Origin of the sequence: Planococcus donghaensis MPA1U2, from assembly GCF_000189395.1 — a bacterium.
Lineage (GTDB): Bacteria > Bacillota > Bacilli > Bacillales_A > Planococcaceae > Planococcus > Planococcus donghaensis_B.
This window is the reverse complement of record NZ_AEPB01000022.1, coordinates 58438-82749: the sequence shown is the minus strand read 5'-3', so window position 1 is coordinate 82749 and position 24312 is coordinate 58438. Positions and strand designations below refer to the sequence as shown.

Annotated in this window: 26 protein-coding genes; 7 read left to right on the top strand and 19 right to left on the bottom strand. The window is 39.5% G+C overall.

All coding sequences use genetic code 11. The features are described from left to right. Positions 1–250: 250 nt before the first annotated feature. From parC to GPDM_RS06360, 3 genes are all read right to left on the bottom strand, one after another. The gene (gene parC, locus GPDM_RS06370) at positions 251–2677 is read right to left on the bottom strand and encodes a DNA topoisomerase IV subunit A (RefSeq protein WP_008430048.1); all 2427 of its coding nucleotides are present in this window, start codon (positions 2675–2677) and stop codon (positions 251–253) included. Then, a complete protein-coding gene (parE, locus tag GPDM_RS06365; protein WP_008430047.1) occupies positions 2674–4644 on the bottom strand; it encodes a DNA topoisomerase IV subunit B in 1971 nt (656 codons plus the stop codon). Before parE ends, parC begins: the two co-directional genes overlap by 4 nt. A gap of 118 nt (positions 4645–4762) precedes the next feature. Next, the gene (locus tag GPDM_RS06360; RefSeq protein WP_008430046.1) at positions 4763–5170 is read right to left on the bottom strand and encodes a CoA-binding protein; all 408 of its coding nucleotides are present in this window, start codon (positions 5168–5170) and stop codon (positions 4763–4765) included. Positions 5171–5306: 136 nt separating this feature from the next. On the opposite strand from GPDM_RS06360, the gene plsY reads away from it, so the two are divergent. After that, a complete protein-coding gene (gene plsY / locus GPDM_RS06355) occupies positions 5307–5900 on the top strand; it encodes a glycerol-3-phosphate 1-O-acyltransferase PlsY (RefSeq protein WP_008430045.1) in 594 nt (197 codons plus the stop codon). Between the two features lie 20 nt (positions 5901–5920). Next, a complete protein-coding gene (locus GPDM_RS06350) occupies positions 5921–6211 on the top strand; it encodes a HesB/YadR/YfhF family protein (protein WP_008430044.1) in 291 nt (96 codons plus the stop codon). 205 nt (positions 6212–6416) lie between these two features. Here GPDM_RS06350 and GPDM_RS06345 read toward each other — a convergent pair whose 3' ends face one another. The 4 genes from GPDM_RS06345 to GPDM_RS06330 form a co-directional block, all read right to left on the bottom strand. Then, positions 6417–6716, bottom strand: coding sequence for a hypothetical protein (locus GPDM_RS06345; protein ID WP_008430043.1), 300 nt, complete (start codon positions 6714–6716; stop codon positions 6417–6419). Beyond that, positions 6700–7140 carry an acyl-CoA thioesterase gene (locus GPDM_RS06340; RefSeq protein WP_008430042.1) on the bottom strand — a complete coding sequence of 147 codons (441 nt, stop codon included), beginning with the start codon at positions 7138–7140 and terminating at the stop codon, positions 6700–6702. Before GPDM_RS06340 ends, GPDM_RS06345 begins: the two co-directional genes overlap by 17 nt. Positions 7141–7259: 119 nt before the next feature. Beyond that, positions 7260–9974 carry an aconitate hydratase AcnA gene (gene acnA / locus GPDM_RS06335; RefSeq protein ID WP_008430041.1) on the bottom strand — a complete coding sequence of 905 codons (2715 nt, stop codon included), beginning with the start codon at positions 9972–9974 and terminating at the stop codon, positions 7260–7262. Between the two features lie 129 nt (positions 9975–10103). Next, entirely contained in the window at positions 10104–10607 is a 504-nt protein-coding gene (locus GPDM_RS06330; RefSeq protein ID WP_008430040.1) for a DinB family protein, read from the bottom strand. 210 nt (positions 10608–10817) lie between these two features. Here GPDM_RS06330 and GPDM_RS06325 point away from each other — a divergent pair, with 210 nt between their 5' ends. The 3 genes from GPDM_RS06325 to GPDM_RS06315 all read left to right on the top strand — a co-directional run bounded on the left by GPDM_RS06325 (position 10818) and on the right by GPDM_RS06315 (position 12848). After that, complete coding sequence (locus GPDM_RS06325; protein ID WP_008430039.1) at positions 10818–11672, top strand: site-specific integrase; 855 nt, start codon at positions 10818–10820, stop codon at positions 11670–11672. A gap of 289 nt (positions 11673–11961) precedes the next feature. Further along, positions 11962–12504, top strand: a complete 543-nt coding sequence (locus GPDM_RS06320) for a cysteine hydrolase family protein (RefSeq protein ID WP_008430037.1) — start codon at positions 11962–11964, stop codon at positions 12502–12504. A gap of 89 nt (positions 12505–12593) precedes the next feature. Further along, positions 12594–12848, top strand: coding sequence for a GlsB/YeaQ/YmgE family stress response membrane protein (locus GPDM_RS06315; RefSeq protein WP_008430036.1), 255 nt, complete (start codon positions 12594–12596; stop codon positions 12846–12848). A gap of 44 nt (positions 12849–12892) precedes the next feature. Here the strand turns inward: GPDM_RS06315 and GPDM_RS06310 are convergent, their stop codons facing one another. After that, entirely contained in the window at positions 12893–13531 is a 639-nt protein-coding gene (locus GPDM_RS06310) for a lytic transglycosylase domain-containing protein (RefSeq protein WP_039862993.1), read from the bottom strand. Between the two features lie 158 nt (positions 13532–13689). Between GPDM_RS06310 and mscL the strand changes: the two genes are divergently transcribed. Then, on the top strand, positions 13690–14079 hold the full coding sequence (gene mscL / locus GPDM_RS06305; RefSeq protein WP_008430034.1) for a large conductance mechanosensitive channel protein MscL: 390 nt from the start codon (positions 13690–13692) through the stop codon (positions 14077–14079). Between the two features lie 10 nt (positions 14080–14089). Here the strand turns inward: mscL and GPDM_RS06300 are convergent, their stop codons facing one another. The 4 genes from GPDM_RS06300 to GPDM_RS06290 all read right to left on the bottom strand — a co-directional run bounded on the left by GPDM_RS06300 (position 14090) and on the right by GPDM_RS06290 (position 15433). Beyond that, positions 14090–14653 carry an SCO family protein gene (locus tag GPDM_RS06300; RefSeq protein ID WP_008430033.1) on the bottom strand — a complete coding sequence of 188 codons (564 nt, stop codon included), beginning with the start codon at positions 14651–14653 and terminating at the stop codon, positions 14090–14092. 94 nt (positions 14654–14747) lie between these two features. Next, positions 14748–14876: a YvrJ family protein gene (locus GPDM_RS16455; protein WP_008430032.1), complete on the bottom strand. Its 129-nt coding sequence runs from the start codon at positions 14874–14876 to the stop codon at positions 14748–14750. Positions 14877–14975: 99 nt separating this feature from the next. Further along, positions 14976–15191, bottom strand: coding sequence for a DUF2922 domain-containing protein (locus tag GPDM_RS06295; protein WP_008430031.1), 216 nt, complete (start codon positions 15189–15191; stop codon positions 14976–14978). Positions 15192–15214: 23 nt separating this feature from the next. Then, complete coding sequence (locus GPDM_RS06290) at positions 15215–15433, bottom strand: DUF1659 domain-containing protein (RefSeq protein WP_008430030.1); 219 nt, start codon at positions 15431–15433, stop codon at positions 15215–15217. Between the two features lie 120 nt (positions 15434–15553). Between GPDM_RS06290 and GPDM_RS06285 the strand changes: the two genes are divergently transcribed. After that, positions 15554–15988, top strand: coding sequence for a DUF2621 family protein (locus GPDM_RS06285; RefSeq protein ID WP_008430029.1), 435 nt, complete (start codon positions 15554–15556; stop codon positions 15986–15988). Between the two features lie 15 nt (positions 15989–16003). Here the strand turns inward: GPDM_RS06285 and GPDM_RS06280 are convergent, their stop codons facing one another. The 7 genes from GPDM_RS06280 to GPDM_RS06250 form a co-directional block, all read right to left on the bottom strand. Then, positions 16004–16504, bottom strand: a complete 501-nt coding sequence (locus GPDM_RS06280) for a CcdC family protein (protein ID WP_008430028.1) — start codon at positions 16502–16504, stop codon at positions 16004–16006. Then, on the bottom strand, positions 16497–16820 hold the full coding sequence (locus tag GPDM_RS06275; RefSeq protein ID WP_008430027.1) for a thioredoxin family protein: 324 nt from the start codon (positions 16818–16820) through the stop codon (positions 16497–16499). Before GPDM_RS06275 ends, GPDM_RS06280 begins: the two co-directional genes overlap by 8 nt. Positions 16821–16844: 24 nt before the next feature. Then, positions 16845–17555, bottom strand: a complete 711-nt coding sequence (locus GPDM_RS06270; protein WP_008430026.1) for a cytochrome c biogenesis CcdA family protein — start codon at positions 17553–17555, stop codon at positions 16845–16847. A 282-nt stretch (positions 17556–17837) separates the two neighbouring features. Next, on the bottom strand, positions 17838–19622 hold the full coding sequence (locus tag GPDM_RS06265; RefSeq protein WP_008430025.1) for an ABC transporter ATP-binding protein: 1785 nt from the start codon (positions 19620–19622) through the stop codon (positions 17838–17840). Further along, positions 19622–21376 (bottom strand): ABC transporter ATP-binding protein, encoded by a 1755-nt coding sequence (locus tag GPDM_RS06260; protein WP_008430024.1) that lies wholly within the window; start codon positions 21374–21376, stop codon positions 19622–19624. The genes GPDM_RS06265 and GPDM_RS06260 overlap by 1 nt, the downstream gene beginning before the upstream one ends. 283 nt (positions 21377–21659) lie before the next feature. Further along, positions 21660–23033 carry an argininosuccinate lyase gene (gene argH / locus GPDM_RS06255; RefSeq protein WP_008430023.1) on the bottom strand — a complete coding sequence of 458 codons (1374 nt, stop codon included), beginning with the start codon at positions 23031–23033 and terminating at the stop codon, positions 21660–21662. Next, positions 23030–24262 carry an argininosuccinate synthase gene (locus GPDM_RS06250; RefSeq protein ID WP_008430022.1) on the bottom strand — a complete coding sequence of 411 codons (1233 nt, stop codon included), beginning with the start codon at positions 24260–24262 and terminating at the stop codon, positions 23030–23032. Before GPDM_RS06250 ends, argH begins: the two co-directional genes overlap by 4 nt. Positions 24263–24312: the final 50 nt, after the last annotated feature.

Sequence of the window (24312 nt, the reverse complement as noted above, 5' to 3'; positions counted from 1 at the left end):
TCTCACTACTCTAACACATTAAAGCCTATTAATGTCGAGAAGATTTTGACAATTATAAGAAAAGTTTAATATGCTTTTTGCTGTTTGTTGAAATGAATAGCATTCACCTGAGAATAATTATTCATTTCAATTCATTTTAGAATAAAAATGAATATTTCAGATTTTGATAAAAGAATTCAAATGAATAGAGTTTTTTTTTTAACCAAAAAAATAACCCACTCTATATATTCATAAGAGTGGGTTATTCATGTTATTCTTTTGTATTCAATCTATAAGCAGCGACTACTTTTCCATCAGAAGATTCATCCGCTATGAATGACCCATTTGAATAACGATCTACATTTTTTAATGAATTCGCTACTAGTGGTATGCGAAGACCTTTAGCTGTTTCTAAAATGATTTCCTCTTTTCCGGTTGCGCCAATTACAGCGACTACACGGTGAGGATTCGATTTTAATTCACGTAGCATTACAACGCCACGTTTTGCACGACTGCCACTTTCGAATTCATCTAACTTCATTTTTTTAGCTGCGCCTCGGTGAGTAACAAGTACCAGTTCTTGTTTAACTTCTGGGTCAATTAAGATTGCTGAGACAGCTTCATCATCACCTTTTAAGTTTACACCTTTTACGCCACCTGTTCGCAGTCCTGTAAGAGGAACTTCTTCAAGTGGGAAACGAACACCGTAAGCTTGGTTTGTGCCAATGAATAATTCGGTTTCTTTTGTCACAAGACCCGCGTATATCATCGCATCACCAGATTTCAAATTCATGGTTTTCACCGTACGTGAATAGCGCTGAATTTGATAATCTTTTAACGCAGAACGTTTAACTTGCCCTAATTTAGAGACCGTTAAAATACTGGCATCTGCATCAAAGTTTTCAAATGGATAAACAGCAAGAACAGATTCATTGGCATCTAATTGAATAATACTTGATAAATGCTGCCCCAAGTCTTTCCACTTAATGTCTGGCAGTTCGTTGATCGGTTGGAAGACGAAATTACCCGCAGTAGTGAAAATTAGAATGGTATGCTGCGTATTTAAATTGCCTTCAAAAAGTAAATGATCCGTTTCTTTCATCGCAAAATCTTTGCCGTTCGAAGCAGCATATGACCGTGTACTCGTACGTTTCACATAGCCTTCTCTCGTGACAGTTACGACTACTTCTTCACTTGGAATCATGATTTCGCGCGTAATTGTAATTTCTTCTATTTTATCTTCGATCACTGAGCGGCGCGGTTCTGCAAATTGTTTGCGGATGTTTGCTAATTCTTTTTTAATAACATTTTTCAACTTAGTCGAGCTAGTTAAAATGCCTGTCAATTCAGCAATCGTCTTTTTCAGACTATCTTCTTCTTTTTGCAAATCCGTAATATCCGTATTTGTTAATCGGTAAAGTTGCAGCGAAACAATCGCTTCTGCTTGTGCTTCTGAAAAATCAAATGCAGCGATTAAGTTGTTTTTTGCATCACGCTTGTCGGTAGAAGAGCGGATTGTTTTAATCACTTTATCTAATATCGATAATGCTTTCATCAAACCTTCAACAATGTGCATGCGATCACTAGCTTTTTGCAAATCAAATTCAGAGCGTTTTGTAATTACTTCTTTTTGGTGTTCAATATAGGCATCTAACATCGTTTGCAACGTCATCATCGTTGGGCGACGTTTGTAAATTGCCACCATATTGAAATTATAGCTTACTTGCAAATCGGTGTTTTTATACAAATAACTTAAAATCCCTTGTGCTTGCACATCTTTTTTCAGCTCAATCACTATGCGCAAACCGCTTCGATCCGATTCATCTCGTACTTCAGAAATGCCTTCGAGTTTGCGGTCAAAGCGATGATCGTCTATTTTCTTGATCATATTGGCTTTGTTGACTTCAAATGGAATTTCTGTAATGACGATTTGTTCTTTCCCGCCTTTTAACGGTTCGATTTCAGCTTTAGAACGGACAATAATCTTACCTTTCCCCGTTTCATAGGCTTTTTTAATGCCATCTACGCCTTGAATAATGCCACCTGTTGGGAAATCTGGTCCTTTAATGACGGTCATCAACTCTGCAACTGTCGCTTGCGGGTTATCCATGCGCATTAATACCGCATCTAGTACTTCGTGAAGTGCATGTGGCGGGATATCTGTGGCATAACCTGCAGAAATACCCGTCGAGCCATTCACTAAAAGATTCGGAAAACGTGCCGGTAAAACGGTTGGTTCCATATCCGAATCATCAAAGTTCGGGATAAAATCTACCGTTCGTTTGTCGATGTCACGCAATAGTTCTGAAGAAATCGCCGAAAGCCGAGCTTCCGTGTAACGCATCGCAGCTGGTGAATCGCCATCCATCGAACCGTTATTCCCATGCATTTCAACAAGCATATGACGAATTTTCCAATCTTGACTTAAACGAACCATGGCTTCATAAACCGAACTATCTCCGTGTGGATGATAGTTACCGATGACGTTACCAACGGTTTTGGCCGATTTACGAAACGCTTTATCATTGGTATTGCCTTCGTGGTACATCGCATATAAAATTCGGCGCTGAACAGGTTTTAATCCGTCACGAGCATCTGGAAGTGCTCGGTCTTGGATAATGTATTTACTGTAACGGCCAAATCGATCGCCAATTACTTCTTCTAATGGCAAATCTTGAAATCTTTCGGCTTGTGTCATACCAGTTCCTCCTCAGCGTGAATCAAATCATTTTCTAAAATATTGCTATCTTCTTCAAGTCCGAAATCGACATTGCTTTCAATCCAGCGACGACGTGGTTCTACTTTGTCGCCCATCAATGTTGTAATGCCGCGTTCTGCGCGTGCACTGTCTTCAATCGTTACACGGATTAATGTGCGGGTTTCCGGATTCATGGTTGTTTCCCATAATTGGTCTGCGTTCATCTCACCCAAACCTTTGTAACGCTGGAGTGTGTAACCTTTTCCAACTTTTTTAATCGAGGCATCTAGGTCGGCTTCAGTCCATGCGTAATCAATCACTTCTTTTTTACCGAGACCTTTTGATACTTTATACAATGGCGGAAGTGCGATAAACACTTTTCCTGCTTCAATCAAAGGTTTCATGTAACGGAAAAAGAATGTTAACAGAAGCACTTGAATATGCGCACCATCCGTATCGGCATCGGTCATGATAATTATTTTGTTATAAGCGATGTCATCAATTGAAAAGTCAGATGAAACCCCGCCACCAATGGCATGAATAATCGTTGAAATCTCTTCGTTTTTCATAATTTCTTCAAGTTTTGCTTTTTCAGTATTTACAACTTTTCCGCGTAGCGGCAAGATTGCTTGGAATGTTCTGTCGCGTCCTTGTTTAGCAGATCCACCAGCAGAGTCACCCTCTACTAAGTAAAGCTCATTCTTTTTAGCATTGCGTGATTGCGCAGGTGTTAGTTTACCCGACAGCAACGCATCTGATTTCTTGCGTTTTTTGCCGTTTCGCGCATCTTCTCTAGCTTTTCTTGCAGCTAGTCGTGCTTGTGCTGCGCGAATGGCTTTTCGAACTAACGAGGCGCTCAAGTCTGCGTTTTCTTCCAAAAAGTACATAAGTTTTTGAGAAACTACTGAATCGACGATACTGCGCGCTTCACTCGTTCCTAATTTACTTTTCGTTTGTCCTTCAAACTGCAATAAAGCTTCTGGAATGCGGACGGATACAATTGCGGCCAATCCTTCACGAATATCAGAGCCTTCTAAGTTTTTATCTTTGTCTTTTAACAAATTAATTTTCCGGGCGTAATCATTGAAAACACGTGTCATCGCTGCTTTTGCACCGGTTTCATGTGTGCCGCCGTCACGCGTACGGACGTTGTTTACAAACGATAAAATGGTCTCAGAATAACCATCATTAAACTGGAACGAAAATTCGATTTCCATTTCATCTTGTTGGCCTTCAATATACGCGACCGGATGAAGCACATCTTTTTCTTCGTTCAAGTAAGAAACAAAAGCTTCAATCCCAGTTTCGTAATGAAAAACGTCTTTCGCTTCTGTACGTTGATCGAATAGCTCAATTTTTAATCCTTTTAACAAGAAAGCAGATTCGCGCAATCGTTCAGAAAGCGTTTCATAATTGTATTTTGAAACAGAAAAAATAGATTCATCCGGTAAGAAATGAATCATCGTCCCGGTTTCTTTTGTAGAGCCAATTTCTTCTAAAGTCGTCACAGGCTTTCCGCCATTTTCAAAACGTTGACGGTATTTTTTGCCATCGCGATAAATTGTCACTTCTAAAAAGCTAGACAATGCGTTTACAACAGAGGCACCCACTCCGTGAAGCCCTCCACTTGTTTTATAGCCACCTTGACCAAATTTACCCCCAGCATGTAGCACAGTTAAAATCACTTCTGGCGTCGGTTTCCCGCTGCGGTGCATTCCCGTAGGCATACCACGTCCGTAATCTCGAACACTAATGCTGTTATCTTCGTGGATCGTAACGGAAATTTTATCTCCGTGTCCTGCAAGCGCTTCATCGACCGAGTTGTCGACAATTTCATAGACCAAATGATGCAGTCCACGCGTATCTGTCGAGCCGATATACATCCCCGGACGTTTTCTAACGGCATCTAAGCCTTCGAGTACTTGAATTGCTTCTTCGTTGTATGCCGTATTTTGAATTTTAGCCATCTAATTCCCTCCAACAAACGTTTGTTCGCTTTTCACTCTATCTTAATCGTATGCTATTTCTAGACCATCTGTCAAACTTCATAGAAAAAGAGCGCTGAGCGCCCTTTAGCGGTATTGCCTATTTCAGAATGGCGTATTCCACTTTGATGCAACGATCCATAATGACTGTGTACCCTGCATCAGTCAACCGATTAAATACGTTTTCATCTACTACATTTAATTGTGTCCAAAAAACTGGACAATCGATTTTCATAAATTCATCTGCAATTTCTTCTAAAAACTCGCTACGGCGAAAAACGTTCACGATATCTACCTTTTCTGGGATATCGCTCAAACGGGCATAGCTTTTCTCACCCATTACCGAATCTGCCAACGGATTTACCGGTATGATCCGGTAACCTGCTCGCTTCATCGCTTCTGCTACCACATAAGACGTACGGCTAGGATTTGGACTAAGCCCGACCACAGCTATTGTTTTTGCTTGGTCGAGTACATTTTTAATTTCGTTACGGCTAGGATTTTCCAAAATGTTCACCTGTCCTTTTTTATTCTATCATACACGATTTTGTTCTGCCTGTTGAATAATCTGTCGACTATTGTTTAAAGAACTTCAGTCATGGTAAACTAAAAATACAAAATAAGGTTGTGTAAAGGAGTTCATCATGACTATACTGCTTCCCCTACTATTAGCTTACTTGCTTGGCTCGATTCCTTCTGCCTTATGGGTTGGAAAACTATTTTACAAAACTGATATCCGTACGCAAGGAAGTGGCAATTTAGGAGCTACAAACACATTTCGGACACTTGGAAAAAAAGCCGGCATTGCGGTGACCATTTTAGATATACTAAAAGGAACAGCGGCTACGTTGATTCCCCTCTTTATCGCAACGGACATCCATCCGTTAGTATTTGGTGTATTAGCTGTTATTGGTCATATTTTTCCGGTATTTGCTAAATTTAAAGGCGGCAAAGCTGTTGCCACTTCTGGCGGGATCTTAATTGGCTACCAATGGCCATTGTTTATTATGGCAGTTGCGGTGTTTTTAATTGCATTAAAAATCACGAAAATGGTATCATTATCATCAATTATTTTAGCGCTTGTTTTCATCATTTACATTACTATTTACGCCATTTTTTCTGCAGACTACTTGTTTATGGCGGTCATTTATTTATTGGCGTTATTCATTATTTTCCGGCATCGCGCCAATATTTCCCGAATACGAGCAGGCACTGAACCAAAAATCAGCTGGATGTAACCAGTGAAAGGACGTGTAATATGCAAATTAACATTAGCAACGACGCGCTCGATTGGTTTAAAAAAGAAATGGAAGTTAATTCTGGAGAAGCTGTACGCTTTTTCGTTCGTTATGGCGGCTCAAGCAAGCTACAGCCTGGTTTTTCCCTCGGCGTGACAAAAGATCAACCGTATGAAATCGAGGCAAAAGTAGAAGAAGATAACGTTACTTATTTTATCGAACAAAGCGATGCTTGGTATTTTGACGGCCACAATCTTGATGTCAGTGTTAACGATGACTTACACGAACTCGATTATTCATACAAAAAATAAAAAGCATGAATAATCTTGCGAGACTATAGATAAACTCTTATTGTTTGAGTTGTCTATAGTTTTTTTGTTGAAAAAATGTACTTACTCGTTCTTTTTTGTTCAGAATCATCCTGTTTTTAAGTATAAAACACAAAAAAAGTGTTGGAAAAAACCTTTCCAACACTTTTCGTATTTGCATTTTGGCACATGACTAGCTCATGTCCTATTATTTTTCTAGTTTATTCAGTTGCTCATAATGGCCTTCTTGTTGCAAAATCGCCCGCTGGCGGTCGCCAAATAAATCAAAATGTGGGTAATTGCCTCGTAAATCCATCCACTCACGTTGCAATCCGTACTGTTTCCCCCAAGATTCTAGCTTATCTAAGTCACAGCACCCCACTTTTGTGACTGTATTACAGCCAGGAAAGCGATCGTCTACCCAATAATGCGTTAAAAACGAAATTTCACCGCGATCGACTCCTTGCTTCCAACGTTCGAGTTCATCTCGTTTAATTCCGAACGCCATCAGGAACCTGCTTTTTGATTTCTTCGTATTTTTTATGCCATTCTGGAAAAACTTTTTGGATGGACACAGGACGAAACGTTTCTTTTTTTACAACGACATGTTCAGATAAAGCAGTAGCAGCGATTGTTCCATCTTCATGGACAATTTCATAGCCGTATTTTGTTCGCAAACGCCCATGCTCTTCTACCCACGTGCGGACAAACGCTTTTTGACCATAGCGGAGTGCTGCTTTGTATTGAATGGAAATATCAACAACCGGCGAGATGTACCCGTCTTTTTCCATACCTGCATACGTAAATCCTATATCTTCAATCAATTTGGTGCGCCCTATTTCAAGCCAGATGATGTAGTTGGCGTGATAAACAACGCCCATTTGATCCGTTTCGGCGTAACGGATTTCAATTTCTTTTTCGCTTATGTACATTTCCTCTTCACCTCATAACTAGTATACAAGAAAATGCTTTTTGAATGTTCGATAGACGTTTCGTGAAATCATAAAAAAAAAGGCTGTTGGGTTTCCCCAACAGCCTTTTCGTATCATTCTTACACTTCTAGCAATTTGTTACGTAGCACCATTTGCAAGATTCCACCGTGACGGAAGTAATCTACTTCCACTTCAGAATCAAAACGTGCTAATACTTGGAACTCAGTTACTTTACCGTCTTCAGCAGTAGCTGTAACAGTTAGAAGGTCGCGTGGTTTCACATCATCAGTTAAGTTAACGCTAATCGTTTCGCGTCCCGTTAATCCAAGAGAATCTGCGCTTTCACCGTTAACAAATTGCAACGGTAGAACACCCATCATCACTAGGTTTGAACGGTGAATACGCTCATAGCTTTCTGCGATAACTGTTTTAATGCCTAAAAGGAATGTTCCTTTAGCAGCCCAGTCACGAGAAGAACCCATGCCGTAATCTTTACCAGTCAAGACAACAAGACCTGTGCCTTGTTCTTGATACTTCATAGCTGCATCGTAAATCGCCATAGTTTCGCCCGTTGGCCAGTAAGTTGTGTAACCACCAGTTGTATCTGGAGCTACTTGGTTACGGATACGGATGTTAGCGAATGTTCCGCGCATCATAACTTCGTGGTTACCACGACGAGATCCGTAAGAGTTAAAGTTACGAGGCTCAACGCCGTTTTCACGTAGGTATAAACCTGCTGGCGTATCTTTACCAATCGCACCAGCTGGTGAAATATGGTCAGTCGTGATAGAGTCTGCGAATTTCGCAACTACACGAAGGTCAGATAATGCTTGGATTGGAGCTGGCTCTTTAGAAAGACCTTCAAAGAACGGCGGGTTTTGAATATAAGTTGATGTCGAATCAAACTCATATAAAGAATCGTCGTTTGTTTCAATTGCATTCCATGCTTCGTTCTCGTTAAATACGTGCTCGTATTCTTTACGGAACAATTCTGGAGTAACTGTATCTTTAACAGTTTTCTTGATTTCTTCAGTTGTTGGCCAGATATCTTTGAAGAAGACATCGTTTCCTTCTTTGTCTTTACCGATTGGATCAACTTCAAAGTCGATATCCACAGTACCAGCAAGTGCATAAGCAACAACTAACATTGGAGATGCCAAGTAGTTTGCTTTTACAAGCGGGTGAATACGTCCTTCAAAGTTACGGTTACCAGACAATACAGATGATACTAGTAAATCGTTATCAAGAATTGCTTCTTCGATTTCTGGAAGCAATGGACCTGAGTTACCGATACAAGTTGTACAGCCGTATCCTACTAAGTTAAAGCCGATTTGGTTCATGTAATCCAATAAACCAGAATCGTTCAAGTAACCTGTAACAACTTTAGATCCTGGAGCTAATGAAGTTTTCACGTAAGCAGGTGGAGTTAATCCTTTTTCAACTGCTTTTTTCGCTACTAATCCAGCACCAAGCATTACGTACGGGTTAGAAGTGTTTGTACAAGATGTGATCGCTGCAATTGCTAATGCACCGGTCTTCATCTCAACAGATCTGCCGTCTTTAAAGTTAACTGTTGCTGTTTTTTCAATTTCAGCTTCATCAAGTGCAAAACCGTGAGGTCCTTCTTCACCTGTTACAGCTTTGTTGAACTCAGTTTTCATTTGAGATAAAGGAATCAAATCTTGTGGACGTTTTGGTCCTGCAAGGTTTGGTTCGATATCAGAAAGATCAATTTCTACTAAATCCGTGTAGATTGGATCTTCGTTATCTACAGTAAAGAACATGTCGTTTGCTTGTAGATATTTTTTCGTTACAGCGATTTGCTCTTCGTCACGTGCAGTTAAACGCATGTAATCTAGTGCTTCTTCGTCAACTGGGAAGAAACCACAAGTTGCGCCGTATTCAGGAGCCATGTTCGCAATTGTTGCACGGTCAGCAAGTGGTAATGTTGTAACACCAGGACCGAAGAACTCAACAAATTTACCAACAACGCCTTTTTTACGTAATGTTTGAGTAACTTTTAAAGCCAAATCAGTAGCAGTTGCACCGTTTGGAAGTTCACCCGTCAATTTAACGCCGATAACTTCTGGAATTGGGAAGTATGAAGGTTGTCCAAGCATTCCTGCTTCAGCTTCAATACCACCAACGCCCCATCCAAGAACACCAATACCATTGATCATTGTTGTATGGGAATCTGTACCGAACAATGTATCAGGGAAAGTTTCAAATGTGCCGTCTGTGTTTTCAACTGCATGAACAACGTTTGCCAAGTACTCAAGGTTAACTTGGTGCACGATACCAGTTGCAGGTGGTACTGCACGGTAGTTATCGTATGCTTTTTGAGCCCAGCTAAGGAACTGGTAACGCTCAGCGTTGCGATCAAATTCAAGTTCCATGTTGATGCGTAGTGCATCTTCTGTACCATATCTATCAACTTGTACAGAGTGGTCAATAACAAGATCTACAGGAATTTCAGGGTTAATTTTGTTTGGATCTCCACCCATTTCAGCCATTGCTGAACGAAGTGCAGCCAAATCAACTACTACTGGTACTCCTGTGAAATCTTGTAGGATAACGCGTGAAGGCTTGAATGGAACTTCTGCTTCTTTGTTGGCATCTTTGCCCCATTTTGCTAATTCTTCAACGTGCTCGTCATTGATGACATATCCGTCGTGCTGACGCAATACGGATTCCAATAGAACTTTAATCGAATAAGGTAGGCGTGATACTTTAGCGATACCTGCTTCTTCTAATGCAGCTAAACGGTAATAGTTATACGTTTTGTCATTTAGCTCAAAAGAAGTGCGGCTGTTGTGCAAACTGCTCTTTGCCATTTTTTAGTTCCTCCTTTAAATCTTCTGAAAAGCTCTTAATCAGCGCTTCTCTCCTCTTCTATCATACCGAATGCTACAGCATAAGTAAATTACATTAAAATTATAGAATGTGATAAGTTTTTCGAATGACTATTTGTTCAATTCATCCATTTTTCTTAAGGTCTCTTGTAATTGCTTAAAATGACGCTTTTCATGTAAGCCAACAAACGGAAACCATTGAACGAGCGGTACTTTTCCAAACACCGGATGGTTCATTGATTTTTTTTCTAATTGTTCACGGCTCGCTTGTGCGTATACTTCGTACAGCAAATTATGCGAGGCATTTAGACGCGCTTTCATTTCTTCGAGCGTGACAAATTCAGTTGTCGGTGTAACATGACTCGGCGCTTCTACTTTAAACGATCGACTTACCGTTAATGCAATTGGCTTTTTGATCGCTTTTTTACTTTCTTCTTTTTGTAACTCTTGAGAAACCCCCTTTGCAACGATTTTTTCCATTAATTGAAGATGATCTAAAATTTGTATTGGTGACCATTCAGTTTCTGAAGGTTTCAAGTTTAATGTTTCATCTGTCATTCCTTCTACTGCTTGAAGAACTTGGTTTCTAATTTTTGCATTTTCTTCGTTAAACATCTTTTAATCCACCTTCATTTCGTCTAATTGCCTACCCTTATAACATACCCTAATCTCCAACAATTAAATACATTCGACTAATAGGATTTTCTTTCGCGTCAAAACGACGAAAAAACTCTCCTCACTGCCTATTGACAAGGGAAAATACGTTCTATTTACCTGATTTAATGGTATAATTTAAGGAAATCCATTAAGAAGAGGTGACGCATAATGCCTTATGGTTACGAGAAATTTAGACTGGACAATGGCATTAGCCCAAACACTGTTGTTCATGAAGTCCAATTGATCCGCTCGCTCTTCGCTTTTCTTAGACATACGTATAAAAGACCTGTTGAACCACATGATATCCGTCCTTCCGACATTCAACAGTTTTTAATGGATCAGCATATGGCGGGCATTAAAGACAGTACATTAAACCGGAAACTAATTTATATTAGAAGATGGTTTGACTATATGTGGCAAATTGGTCGCATCCCGAACGATTTTATGCCGAAATTCAAATTTAGTAAAAAGCTCGATTTGACACCGGCTGATATCCACTTAAATTACGAAGATTTGTTAAAAAAGAAGGATGCAGTGCTTGAAGCTGATCGGTTGTCTTTAAACGCAAAAATCCTTTATATTCTATACTTACGCGGACTTCGCCTTCGTGATATGGTAGCCATTGATGTAGATAATTTTGACGATCGTAATGGCAAGCTCGTTTTAGCAGTTGATAAAAAAGACGGCTACCAATGCCGTATGGAGTTCACTGATAAAGAGATTCCGGTCATGCTCGATGCCATTGAGCGCGCAGTGTTCCGCGGCACACCTTACCTCTTGTCATCTAAAGTAAAAAACGAATACACGATGTTTCAAATGGGGTCGTTATCGGACTACACAGAAGCCCTTTCTTCATTCGTCGGCATGCCGATGCGTTCAGGTGACATCCGCTTTGCATATGTCCATTATCTATATTCAGTTGAACATAAAAATCTGGAAGAAATCCAAGAAACTCTAGGGGTTTCATTGGATTCTGCTTCCAGAATTTTAAAAGATTCATTAGTTCGGTTAAAAAGAGAATAAACATGAAAATAGCCTACCCCAATGTATTTGGGATAGGCTGTTTTATATTTCCGGTCATAAGAAAAACCCGAAATCCAAAGCAAAATTAAAAATGAGCAATGTATGGAATACAACAAAAATCATTCCTTGTCGATTAAGTTTCTCTACATTTTCATATTGCATCAGGACCACCCCTTCTCTCTTCATTAGTCTGATTATACTGAAAAGAAAAACTATTAGCAAGCATTGTTTATTTTCATATTAATCGGTTAAAGTTTATAATCAAGAAAAAGATATGGGAGTGAATGGAATGAAAAAAGCGTTACTCGTTGTGGATTATACGGTGGATTTTGTAGCAGATGACGGAGCATTAACTTGTGGAAAACCTGGTCAAGTTATCGAGGAAAAAATTTGTCAGTTGACTGAGGAATTTTTAAATGAGGAAAGTCTAGTAATCATGCCAGTTGATTTACATGAAAAAGACGACCCCTATCATCCTGAAACGAAGCTTTTCCCGCCCCACAATATAAGAGGAACGACTGGCCGAGCGCTATACGGACGACTTTCAGATATTTATGAAGCCCATCAGAACGACATTATTTGGATGGATAAAACACGTTACAGTGTATTTGCAGGTACTCCTTTAGAATTGGTACTGCGTGAACGCGGTATAGAAGAGATTCACATAGTTGGGGTCTGTACCGATATTTGTGTGCTGCATACAGCGGTCGATGCTTACAATAAAGGATTTAGCATTGTGGTCCATAAAGATGGGGTCGCCAGCTTTGATCAAATTGGCCATGAATGGGCACTGCGCCACTTCACCGCAACCTTAGGCGCACAAGTTTTATAAAAATTTTTTATTTTATGTTTCAAATGTCCTGAATGAGGTTATATCTAAAGTGTAGCAATTATACATTACCTTAAAAGGAGCTGGAAAAAATGGGTTTTATTTTATATCTAATTATGGGTGGTATCATCGGTTGGATCGCAGGAATGATTTTAGGTAAAGATATTCCAGGCGGCATTATCGGTAACATTATTGCAGGTATCGTAGGTGCTTGGTTAGGTGGATTAATCTTAGGAAACTTAGGTCCAGTTATTTGGGACGTAGCAATTATCCCAGCATTAATCGGTGCTTTGATCTTTGTATTCGTTCTTAGCTTGATCATGGGATCTATGAGAAAAAGAACATAAAAATTCACGCAAAAAGAGTGGACATCAGTCCACTCTTTTTTTCGTTAATTATATTCCTCTTCGTATAGGTGATAATAATGTAGAACGTCCGCTACATATTCTTCACTATGATTATACTGAAAAATGGCGCGTTCTAACTCACCTTCAGCAGCTCCATTTTGTGATAAATAATTTGCTGCGCTGTAAAGAGAATCGGTTAAATTATACGGATCTGCTATGCCATCGCCATTACCATCTACGCCGTAACCGCCATAATAGGCAATCACATCAATGTTTACTTTATCTTCTTCACTTATATCTCCCTGTCCTTGCCCTGAGCAACTCGGATGACTCCACCCAACAAACGTACAAGGCATAAATTGAAGATGTCCTTCTGCACCTACTGGCGACAACAAGGGGTCCATTGTGGAAAATCTTGTTTCAACTCGGTGATGTGCAGCCAATAGCGTCCAAGGAATACTGTAGACATCAGCTGCTTCTTTGTATAATGGAATGTTTTCTTCTGGTACATTTAATTCAATTATTCGATTAGGCGCGTCTTTGATTGTTTTAAATACCGAATCAGAATTAACTATCGAAGATATTAAGATAGTAATCGTCGCTATTACAATCACTGCAGGCACAAAAAGAATTAGGCATCCCACTTTACGCTTCCACCTAATTGGTAATTTTTTCTTTTTCATTTTTTCACACCTATGTTTTCATTTGTTTTAGTGTAGCACAACCTCTTTCATATTACCTTTTAAAAGCGGCACAGAAAGATTCTTCAGCCATTATCTCACCCGTGTATTTTCAGAATTTTTTTGTTATCATAAACAATAGATTAAAGGAGGTGAATGAGATGTGGGAAGATTTTAAGAAGTTTGCGTTGAAAGGTAACGTCCTTGACTTAGCTATAGCAGTAATCATTGGTGCAGCATTCGGGAAAGTGGTTACATCTTTAGTAGAGGACATCATCATGCCAATAGTCGGAATGTTAGTCGGCGGAGTAAGTGTTGAAAACTGGAGCTATACATTTAATGACGTCGTACTGCAATACGGATTATTTATACAAGCTATCATCGACTTCTTTATCATTGCATTTTCTATTTTCATGGTTATCCGTATTTTCACTAATTTAAAACGCAAAAAAGACGTACCTGCAGCAGAAGAGCCGGAAGTTCTGGACAAAACTCAGGAACTCCTTGTCGAAATTAGAGATCTTTTGAGCAAAGAAAAAACCGGTCAATGACCGGTTTTTTTTAATGCTCTTCGATTAACCCACGTAAATCGTTTTTAATATCCTCAACCGGCACACTGTCATAACCATCATAATTATTTACAACCACGCCTTCTTGGTCAACTAAATAAAAATTCGTTCCGTGTATGACTTGGTCACTTTCAGGATCATTGCGAACAAACGATTTAAAGTTATCTTTAGCGAATTCCGCAATTTCATCTTGTGTGTACCCCGTCAGTAAATGCCATTTCGATTCATCAGGCACCGAATATTGAGCTAAATAATTTTGTAAGGTTTCAGGTGTATCTACAACTGGATCCACACTAAACGCTACGATCTTATAATCACTCAATCCATCAGCTTCCAATTCTTCTTGAATGTCACTTAAGTTAAATGTCATTGGCGGGCACACCGTATTGCAATTGGTAAAGACAAAAGTTGCCAGCCATGGTGTTCCTTTTAAATCTTCTAAAGATACTGGCTCTCCCCGTTGGTCAGTATACGAAAAATCGTCTATAGTCGCACTGCCACATGCTGACAACAACAGCACTAAGCTTAGTAATGCAGATAAAGAATAAAATCGCATAATCTTGCCTCCACTCTTTCATCTCTTTAATCATAGCGAAAGTGTAGAATCAGTACAATACATGGAAGATCGCCATTGTCACGAATTTGTGAAGTCAGGACAATTTCAATGTAAGCAGTGCTTCATGAATGGCGACCAGTTTCGTTTCCACTCGATGCATCAAGTAAAATGACACAAATATAGGAAATCCGAGTTCCTGTACCCATTGCATCCACTCAGCCATAACCCTCACCTCCTATCTAGAAAAGCTGAAGCTGTCGTTTAGATTCGACAAGCATAAAGCGATTAAAAAAAGCTCTCCCGAATTAGGAGAGCTTTTTGCTTATACTTCGTACTCCACAATATTTCGTTCGACGATTCGCGCGCCTTTAACAGTCCCGAGTGGTGAACCTTCTACTTCAAACACGTTGTGCGTAATAATCGCTTGCATACCCGCAAGCAATTCCGCATCTGTAACATCAGCTCGTGGTTCATCTACTGTTAAGGTCACATCTTTTCCTGCAGTAGTTGTAAAGATCAACTCTAATGTTTTAGCCATCCCCTATTCCCCCTTCATGCTAATTATTGATAAATTGTGATCGCGGATTGTTTTTCAACATCCATTAAGGTTTTTGTTCCAAAGTTTGTCAAAACTGCTGCTGTTTCGAAAATTCCGTCTGCAGCTGCAGCTTCTTTGACGTTGTGATACGATTTAAACTTTCTCTTTACTTTGCCGTTGGCATCTAATCCATTGTCGTACGTGCAGCGAATGCTAGCGTTCTTAAAATCACTAAAGGCCATGTTTCTCACCTCCTTTCATTCGCTATATAGACACAGTTAGAAAAAAGAGATACATTTTTAATGAATTTCTTTTCAATCCCTTCTATAATAGAAGTAATGGAAAAAACGAGGTGAAACAAGATGGAACTGAATGGCTGGTTTTTAGTGTTTATCCTATTTTGGGTAGTCGTATTAGTAGGGCTTTTTGCCATTGGCGGATATTTTATGTTCAGAAAGTTCCTTAAGTCCATGCCAAAAAAGGACGGCCTTTCGGATTTGAACTGGGAAGAATATTACGTGGATAAAACCATACATTTATGGGGCGATGACGAAAAAGCAATGTTGAACGAACTGGTTCAACCTGTTCCCGATTTATTCCGACCAGTAGCGAAACAAAAAATTGCTGGTAGAATCGGACAAGTTTTGCTAGAAGAAAAAGCTAAAAAGATGAAGCTCGAACACATTATTCGCGGTTATATTTTAGCGACACCTAAACGGGATCATAAGTTTTTACGAAAAAAACTAGCAGAGATGAAAATCGATGTGAGCCCATACGAACAGTATTTTGAACAATAAAAAAGCGCTGCTCCCTTAAATGGGAACAGCGCTTTTATTCTTTGATTCGAGTTTTTTATATTGCCAAAGCATCGAAATTCGCCACGGCCATAGCATGCCAAATGCTAAAATCCAGAACATGCCACCCAATTCACCAATATCGATACTTGAACTTAAAACAACTTTAGCTATTACACGAACTAGCAATAAGCCAAATAAAATAAAGACAAATGCTTTCGATTGTTTCAAATAAATATCGCCATCACGCACTTCAAATTTAGACGTCCAAATCAGCACTGTGGAGAAAAGAATACCTACTCCTAGTGCTTCTAAAATCTGCAGAGGCGCAACTCGAAAAAAAGGAAAGATAAACATTAATGCCCCCGTAGACATGAAAAATGGGGGCAAAATAATCTTTTTAACCGACGCCGGTTTTTTTGCTGCTTTGGAGCGAACAAACATTGCGAGCAATCCCATCAAAAATGCGCCAAGCGTTGAAACAATTAAATAAACTTCTGTTGGAATTTGATTAAGCATCCAAATTCTCCTCCAGCTCATTTAATCTTCGGCGTAATTCTTCTATTGGTACAAAACGTGCAAAACGCTGAACTTCTTTACCATGGAGATATAAAATTACTACGGGTGCTGTAAACAGCATTAATTGCCCTGCCAACTCTGGCACCTTTGCCGCATTAACCAAGTAAAAAAGAAGCTTATAATCATCTTCAAAATCTTCTACTTGCGGACGTAACCCTTCACAAACTGAACAATTATCCGTTTTTACAAAAAGCAAAAAAGATTTCTCTTCACCTATTTTTGATTGATATTCTTCTATTTTCGAAATAGCTTCCATCTTTTTCACCTACTTATTATCAATTTAAAATCCTTGGAAATTCCCAAAGAACGGGCTTAAGACACGGATCAAATACGTTAAACCATCGAAAAACAGTAAGATCCCGATTGCAATCATAACATAACCGCCAACCTTCATGATGGTTTGATTGTGTTTACGCAACCAGCCCATACGTGTCACAAAGAATGACAATACGAAAAATGGAATAGCAAAGCCTAGAATATAAGCCACCATATACCACATACCAGATCCCGGATTAGTCGCAGCAAGTGCATAAATAGCTGCTGTGATTGGCCCTGTACACGGTGTCCAACCAGCCGCAAAAGCAAGCCCTATTACAAATGTCCCAAGAAATCCTGATGGCCGATTTTTAAATGAAAACTTACGATCTTGCATGAGGAATTTCGGCGAAAATACGCCGATAATCATTAAGCCAAATAAAACTATAAAAATTGCGCCAACTTGACGGATCAATTCATCATAGCGGATAAACCATTCGTTAAAGAATGAGGTACTAAACCCGAGTGCGATGAAAATCGTTGAAAATCCTAGTAAGAAAAATAAGGTGTGAAACATACCTCTTCGTTGCATCACTTTTTTATCGTTTTTAATCTCATCCATCGTCATACCTGTTATATATGATAAAAATGCAGGATACAAAGGCAATGTGCATGGAGAAATAAAACTCAAAAAGCCTGCGCCAAAAGCTAAAAATAAATTAATATCAGATGTCACTGGTAATTCTCCTTCCTGTGCTCTTCTCATCTTAACAAATATTCTACCGTAACACTGCTTCTACGCCTGTGAAATCTTTGTGGACAAATTATGGTCTTTTTCCATTTTCTCAAGTGTGTTTTTTTGGTTGGCTACGCTTTTGATTTTTTGTATAAATCCTTTTGTAGTTTACTACATTGTAAGCTTTGGACAGTCTCGCCTGGTTTTTGAAGTGTCTGGCAGGATTTTTCACATAAAAAAACTGTAGTCAATTTGAGTTGACTACAGTTTTAGAAGCGTATCCTACTCTACGATTCCGTTTTGCAATAAATACATTTTATGATACAGACCGCGTTGTTGCAGCAATTGTTGATGAGTTCCTCGCTCGACGATTTCCCCTTGTCGCAATACTAGTATCAATTCTGCATCTTGAATGGTACTAAGTCTGTGAGCAATAGCAATCGTCGTACGGCCAAGGCGCATACGCTCAAGACTTTCTTGAATGGCCATCTCGGTTTCCGTATCAATATTTGCTGTTGCTTCATCGAGCACTAATACTTTCGGATCGGTGGCAATCGTTCTTGCAAAAGCGACTAATTGCCGCTGACCACTAGAAAATGTCGATCCACGCTCTGTCACTTTTTGTTGATACTTGTTTGGCAATTCTTCGATAAAACGATCTGCTTGCACAAATTCAGCTGCTTGTCGCACGGCCGAATCCGTAATTGACTGATCATAAAGTCGAATGTTGCTTGCGATGGTTCCGTAAAATAAGAAAGGATCTTGTAAAACCAATCCTAGTTTGTTTCGCAGTTCGGCGGTTTGATAATCTTTTATCGAGACACCGTCAATCAAAATTTCACCTTTTTTAAATTCATAAAAGCGCATAAGCAAATTGATAATCGAACTTTTCCCACTGCCTGTGTGACCGACTAATGCTACTGTTTGACCGGGCATTGCTGTAAAAGAAATATTTTTTAAGACGTCTGTTTTGTCATCGTAAGAAAAACTCACATTTCGAAATTCAATTTTACCTTCGTTCATTTTTGCTGTTGTTTCTAGTTGAGTAGGTATTTTTTCTTCTTCATCAAGCAATAAGAACACGCGTGAAGCTGCAACAATGGCTTGTTGAAAAATCGACAACCGCTGCATTACTTGATTGATGGGTTCGAAAAAGCGATCAATATAAGTAACAAACGCATAAATCACACCGACTTCGATAGTATTGGAAAATGATGAGACGCCAAAATAGCTGAGCAATAAAATAATGGCCATTGTATAAACCAAGTTAACGGCCGGACGGAGTAATAATGCATCTACTTTTATATTGCGTTTAGCTGCTTGCCAATGCCCATCATTTATCTCATTAAATTCATCTTTCAACCGAGTTTCTTGACCAAACGCTTGAATCATTCCCATGCCTTGTATAGACTCGGATAATTTGGCATTTAATTGCCCCAAGCGCTCACGCAAATCTTGGTAAAATACCGAGCTGTATTTTCGGTATAAATAAATAATCCAAGCGAGTATTGGCAGTAAGATTAATGTAAGAAGAGCTAAACGGACATTTAGTAAAAACATCGCAATATATACACCAACGATTAGAAAGGCACTTTGGATAAAACCAATTAGCACCGTCACGAACATTTCTTTGATCGCTTCGGTATCATTGGTTACGCGCGATACGATGCCCCCAGCCGGTGTTTTATCGAAATAACGCATGCCAAGTCCGTGAACTTTGGCAAAAACATCAATCCGCAGCTGCTGGATAATTTTTAACGCGGCTTCTTGAAATTTTAACAGTTGAAAATAACTAATGATGACGTTGGATGTTTGAATAAACAAATAACCTAATGCCAAACCGACTACTGGTCCTCTTGGAAAGTTTCCTTCTGTTAAATAATTATCGATAAATACTTTGATCAAATAAGGTCCAAGCACATCACCTAGTACTGTAAGCAGCAATAGACCCATTGCCAGTAATAGCATTTTTTTATGAGGCAACAAATACTGTAGCAAGCGTTTAAAAATAATCCATTGATCTCGTCCAGTGAGTTCGTGTTTTTTCTCAGTTTCTTTAACTAGCATTATGACTCGCCTCCTTGTTCGACGAGCGCTTCTAATTGTTGCAGCTCATACATTTCATAGTAAGCCCCTTTTTTCGCCATCAGTTCATCATGCGAACCAATCTCTTTAACGGTCCCTTTTTCCATTACTACTATTTGATGTGCATGTTGTATGGCACTCAAACGGTGGGAGGTTATAATGGTCGTTTTATCCGCTCGTGTTGCTTTTAATGATTTTAAAATGGATTCTTCTGTTTTGGCATCTACTGCTGATAAAGAATCATCCAAAATCAATAATTCGGGTTCTGTCATGAGTGCACGGGCAATTGAAATCCGTTGTTTTTGCCCTCCAGATAACGATACGCCACGTTCGCCAACTACTGTGCCATATCCTTCTGCAAAGTTTTGAATATCTTCGTGTATGTGTGCTAACTTAGCAGCACTTTCGACTTCTTCGATCGTAGCAGTTGGTCGCGCAAAGGCAATGTTTCCTGCAATGCTCGTCGAAAACAAGAAATGGTCTTGTGGAACATAACCAATAGCTCTTCTCAAACGTTGCTTTTTATAGGCATCTATTGAGTACTTACCGAATAAAATAGAGCCTTTATAGTCATCAAATTCACGCAATAACAACCTTAAAATTGCGGACTTTCCTGACCCGGTTTTGCCGACAATTCCAAGTGTTTCGCCTCTTTTCACTGTAAAGTGGATATTTCGTAATGCCGCTCGGTCATCACCAGTAAATTGAAACTGTTCTAACGAAAAAACGACATCTCCCGAAGGGTCTTCATCAATTGCATCTTCTCGATCATCAATGTCAATTGGTTCTGCAAGCAACTGCCGGATGCGATCATAGGAAGCACGGCCACGCTCTACAATATTAAATAACCAGCCAAACGCTAACATCGGCCACACCAGTAATCCAAGATAAGCTGTAAATGCCACCAAATCTCCAATTGTCATATCGCCTTGCGTCACAAAATATGAACCAAAGCCAATCGTTAGAAAATAACAAACACCGATAATAGCAGAGATGGTAGGATCAAATAATGAATCGACACGTGCAACGCGAATGTTTTCATGTACGACCCGCTCTGATAAGTTTTTAAAATCATCAATATCTTGTTGCTCTTGACCAAAAGTTTTGATGACTTTCATCCCTGAAATGCTTTCTTGCGTTTTATCATTGAGTCCTGAGAACGCTTGTTGTGCTCCGTGAAAACGCTCGTGCATTAATTTGCCATAATAATTGGTCATATAAGCCATCAGCGGCATTGGCAACAAGACGATTAATGTTAATTTCCAATCAATTGTAAAGGCCATTGCTGCAATTACAAATCCGCCTGTCGCAATCGAATCGACGAGTGTTAAAACGCCAGCACCGGCTGTTTGCTGAACGGCTTGCAAATCATTTGTCGCATGTGCCATCAAATCACCTACACGACGCTTTTGATAAAAAGCTGGAGACATTTGCGTGAAATGCCGAAATAGTTGCTGACGTAGATTTCTAGCTAACAAAATCGAAGACCCAAATATTTGCAACCTCCATGTGTATCGTAGGACATACATTGCAAAAGCTGAGGCCGCCAAAATACTTAACCATTGAAGCAAATATTCAGGTGTCAATGTTCCTTGGCTAATGCGGTCAACAACAAATCCGATGATTCGCGGCGGCAAAACACCTAGAAAAGCTACGACCATTAATAGCATAACCCCTAAAATATAGTGTTTTTTTCGTTCTTTAAAAAACCAACCTAATTCTAAAAATACACGCATCGTTATCTTTCCCCTTGCTAATTCTTATTTTTTCTCTCTTTACTGTACGTATATTTTTAACCTTTTTAATTTTAGCAAATATTGTTAGCTTTCGGAAAGACAATGCTTCGATTTATGAAATAAATTAGACTTTTGACTGATTCCGTATGTTATTCGTTAGGTCATCTCCAGAATTCGAAAAAAACACAGAAAAAAGCCGATTTTCCATCGGGGAAGAGGAAAATCGGCTTTTTTGATCGCCAGCGGGTACCAAGCGCTAACGACTTTATAGGGAATGGACTTATTACCCGATAAGTTGCTTGGCAAGTCCCAATTGATGATGTACTTGTTCAAAACCTGTGCCACCGAGTGAGTTTCTGCGCTCTACTGCTGTTTTCGGCATTAAGGTGTTGTAGATATCTTCATCGATCAGTGAACTTGCTTGCTGTAGATCAGCAAGCGGCAAGTCTTTCAAGAAATAACCGCGTTGAATGCATGTGAACACGAGTTTCCCTGTCACATCATGTGCTTCACGGAACGGCATTCCTTTTGCGGCTAAATAATCCGCTAATTCTGTAGCGTTTGAGAAATCTGAATGAACGGCTTTTTCCATGGAATCCGTACGAACGGTCATGGTACGAATCATGCCTTCAAAAATTGGCAAAGAGCCCATCAACGTGTGAACCGTATCAAACATACCTTCTTTATCTTCTTGCATGTCTTTATTATATGCGAGAGGAAGACCTTTTAACGTTGTCAATAAGCCAAATAGATTGCCATACACGCGACCCGTTTTCCCACGAATCAATTCTGCCATATCGGGGTTTTTCTTCTGCGGCATGATACTTGAGCCCGTTGAGAAAGTATCGTCTAACTCGATAAAACGGAACTCCTCACTTGACCAAAGAATAATTTCTTCGGCAAAACGAGACATGTGCATCATCAACATCGATGAATTGCTCAAAAATTCAAGGATAAAATCACGATCGCTTACAGCATCCAAACTGTTTTGGTAAACGTTTGAAAAACCGAGAAGTTCTGCCGACATTTCACGGTCAATCGGGAAAGTAGTTCCCGACATCGCACCCGCTCCAAGCGGTGAAATATCGATGCGTTTTAATGATTCTGTTAAACGTTCTTTATCACGCTGCAACATCCAAAAATAAGTCATCAAGTGATGGCCAAATGAAATCGGCTGTGCACGTTGAAGATGTGTATAACCTGGTACAATCGTTTCCACATGCGCTTCTGCTTGGGTAACAATTGCATCTTGAAAAGCCGTTACAGCCTCAATAATTTCACCAACACGATTTTTTAAATACAAATGCATATCTGTCGCTACTTGGTCATTCCGGCTTCTTGCTGTGTGCAATTTGCCGCCAACAGGACCAATTTCATCGATTAAATGTTTTTCTAAGTTTAAGTGGATGTCTTCATTTGATACGCTATATTCCAATTCTCCGTCTTGCGCTTTTTGTTTAAGCGTTTCAAGACCCGATAAAATTAGATTCGCATCCTCGTTAGAAAGAATCTGGCAAGCAGCCAGCATTTTAACATGCGCTGTGCTGCCTTCCAGATCCTCCATTACTAACTTTTGATCATAAGAAATGGAAGCCCCAAATTCATCGACCCACTGTTCGGCCGATTTTTGAAAACGGCCGCCCCACAGTTTGGTCATGCTTTCACCTTCTCTTTCAACTCTTCAGGAACTGCTACTTCTTTTTTGTTTACCACCGAGTTCACAACTGTTGGAAGGCCCCATAGCTCGATAAAGCCAACTGCAGATGCATGGTTGAATGTATCATCTGTCGAATACGTAGCTAGTTGCTCACTGTAAAGTGAGTTTGCAGACTTACGTCCTTCGATAATGGCATGTCCTTTAAACAATTTCACACGCACTGTACCGTTAACATACACTTGTGTTTCTTTTAAGAATGCTTCAAGTGCAACACGTAATGGAGAGAACCATAAACCTTCATAAATTAATTCAGTTAATTTTTTCTCGATAACTGGTTTGAAATGAGCCATTTCTTTCACCAATGTAATGTCTTCAAGCTCTTTATGCGCTGCAATTAATGTCATTGCTGCAGGAGCTTCGTAAACTTCACGAGATTTAATCCCTACTAAACGATTTTCAATATGGTCAATTCTTCCGACACCATGTTTTCCAGCGATTTCGTTGAGTTCTAAAATTAATTTAGAGAATGAGTACGAAATGCCATTTAATTGAGTTGGTACACCGTTAACAAATTCGATTTCAACGATATCCGCTGTATCTGGTGTTGTTTCAAGAGAATTTGTAATGTCATATGCTTCTTCAGGTGGCGTTGTCCACGGGTTTTCCAATACGCCACATTCGTTGGCACGACCCCATAGATTTTGGTCAATTGAAAACGGGCTATCTAAGTTTACTGGGATTGGAATATTATGCATTTTTGCATAAGCGATTTCTTCGTCACGCGACCATCCCCATTGTCTAACTGGTGCTACAACTTCAAGGTTAGGGTTTAACGACTTGATCGAAACTTCGAAACGTACTTGGTCGTTGCCTTTTCCTGTGCAACCATGTGCAACAGCGCTTGATCCAGTAGCTTCTGCAATTTCAACCAATTTTTTTGAAATTAACGGACGAGACAATGCAGACACTAACGGATACTTACCTTCATATAATGTATGAGCTTGCATTGAAATTAATGCATATTCATCCGCGAATTCATCTCTTGCATCAATCATGTAACTTTCAACCGCCCCAACTTGAAGCGCTTTTTGTTTTATAAAATCTAAATCTTTTCCTTCCCCGATATCCAGGCAAACTGCAACAACGTCGTAGCCTTCTCCTTTTAGCCACGGGATGGCCACCGATGTATCTAATCCACCTGAGTATGCGAGTACAATCTTTTTAGTCAATATGAAAACCTCCAATGTATTTTTATGCAATGTTTTAATTTAATATACAC